General features: G+C 60.9%; 2 protein-coding genes. One reads left to right on the top strand and one right to left on the bottom strand.

Annotation, left to right across the window (positions count from 1 at the left end):
- Positions 1–317 (bottom strand): ATP-binding cassette domain-containing protein (locus tag EN939_RS31805; protein ID WP_127271545.1); only part of this gene is annotated, 317 nt, incomplete at its 3' end.
- A 273-nt stretch (positions 318–590) separates the two neighbouring features.
- Here EN939_RS31805 and EN939_RS31800 point away from each other — a divergent pair.
- Entirely contained in the window at positions 591–1,877 is a 1,287-nt protein-coding gene (locus tag EN939_RS31800; RefSeq protein ID WP_127271547.1) for a GGDEF domain-containing protein, read from the top strand.
- The last annotated feature ends 149 nt before the right edge of the window (positions 1,878–2,026 follow it).

Below are 2,026 nucleotides of genomic sequence, written 5' to 3'. Positions count from 1 at the left end.
TCGTTATAGCGTTCGATGACGGCAGTCTTGGCGGCGACACCTTCCATGATATTTTCGAACACGGTCTTGTCCGGATCGAGCGCAGGCTCCTGCGCCAGGTAGCCGACAGTGGCGCCTTCGGCCAGCCAGGCTTCGCCGTTCCACTCCTTGTCGAGCCCGGCCATGATCTTGAGGATCGTCGACTTGCCCGAACCGTTGGGGCCGAGGATGCCGATCTTGGCGTCGGGATAGAAGGAGAGATGGACATTCTCGAGCACCTTCTTGGTGCCATAGGCCTTGTTGAGGCCGGCCATGTGATAGATGAACTGGCGTGCCACGCGCGCTTTCCCTGAAAAACTGACTGGCCCAGAAAACTGACTGGATCTGTCGAATTGAGTGGAGGTTGGCCGCTATGTAGGCGATGCGGCGGCGAACGGCAATCGCTTTTGCCATATCTGCCCGGTCACACGCGGAAGTGTCCGCCAATCGCCGAAGTTTTCCACCAGCACGAAGCGTGCTGAAATCTCCGGTTAACTCTTCGGCGTCAAAACAGGATCGGAGTGGAATCGCTCGCTATTCGCGATTTCGAGAAAGAGATCGGGTCGACGGCATTGCTGAACAGTTTCCTGCTCCTTGCCGAAGCGGTCGTCTACTTCAGCGTCATGGTGACGCTTTTCCGCTTCAGACGGCGTATCGGCCTCGGCGTATTCGTCTGCGCGCTCGGTGTCATGCACTTCCTCGAGACCTATCTCGCCAGCGTCTTTTACGTCGCTCTGCCGTTCGGCATGGTCTCGCCTGGCTCGGCGGTGCTGTTTTCCGGCAAGCTGGTCATGCTTTTGCTGCTCTATATGAAGGAGGACGCTGCAACCGTGCGTCAGCCGATCTACGGCCTGCTGCTCGGCAATGCGCTGATGATCGGGCTGGTGCTGCTGCTGCGCCTGCACGTCATCGCGGCACTTCCCGACGGCAGGCTTCCAGACATCGGCTTCATCGACCAGATGGGTTGGCTGATGGTGTGGGGCACGACGCTGCTGTTCGTCGATGCCATCCTGATCATCCTGCTCTACGAAAAGCTTGGTCGGTATCTTCGCAAGGCGCCGTTCGCGCGCATCCTGATTTCGGTCGCTTGCGTGCGGACCTTCGACCAGGCCGGTTTTTTCACCGCCCTGCATTTCGTTGCCGGCGCGCCGATAGCCGTCTTTTTCGGCGGCTGGTTCGCCAAGATGGCGGCGGCGGTGACCTTCAGCACCATGCTCGTTGCCTATCTCAAATGGTTTGAGGAGCGCCAGGTCACTGCGCCGCGCGGATTGACCGATATCTTCGATACGTTGACCTATCGCGAACGCTACGAGGCGCTGGTCGAACATGTCGGCCGTGACGGGCTGACCGGCCTGCTGCACCGCGGGCGCTTCGACGCCGACGGTGAAGCCGCCGTCCAGGTCAGCCTGCGCACCGCCAGGCCGCTCAGCCTGCTGATCATCGATGTCGATCATTTCAAATCGATCAACGACCGTTTCGGCCATGCCGAAGGCGACAAGGTGTTGAAGGCCGTTGCCGCGCTGCTGCGCGAGGTCGCCAGTCCCGAGGACCAGGTGTTCCGCATCGGCGGTGAGGAATTCGCCATACTCAGTTCTTGTCCGCACTCGGTCGCCAGGCTGCTTGGCGAAAGCATTCGCCATGCGATCAAGGCTTCAGCGGCCACCAGTCGATTCGAGTTCACCGTCAGCACCGGCGTTTCCAGCGTCAGCGAAACCACGCGCTGCCTAGCCGACCTGTTCGCGCTTGCCGACCAGCGTCTCTACAAGGCGAAGTCGACCGGCCGCGACCGCGTCGTCGGCGAGCCGGGCGGCCACGAAGCCGACACGGCCGCTGCATGGACAAAGTCCGCGCGGATTTAGTTCGTTACGACTTCCTCTGCCGTCGAATGCCCGTCACGGTTGAAACCGCCATCAGCGCGATCGCCAGCCATTTCAGCGCCGTGATAATCGGCCCGGCCTCGATATCGTAGGCAATGAACAGCAGGATGCCCGGCACCAGCAGGCCGCAT

It is taken from the genome of Mesorhizobium sp. M7A.F.Ca.CA.002.05.1.1 (assembly GCF_003998335.1).
In the GTDB taxonomy this organism is placed as follows: domain Bacteria; phylum Pseudomonadota; class Alphaproteobacteria; order Rhizobiales; family Rhizobiaceae; genus Mesorhizobium.
Note: the sequence above shows the minus strand (reverse complement) of the source record. Positions and strands in the feature narration are given on the sequence as shown.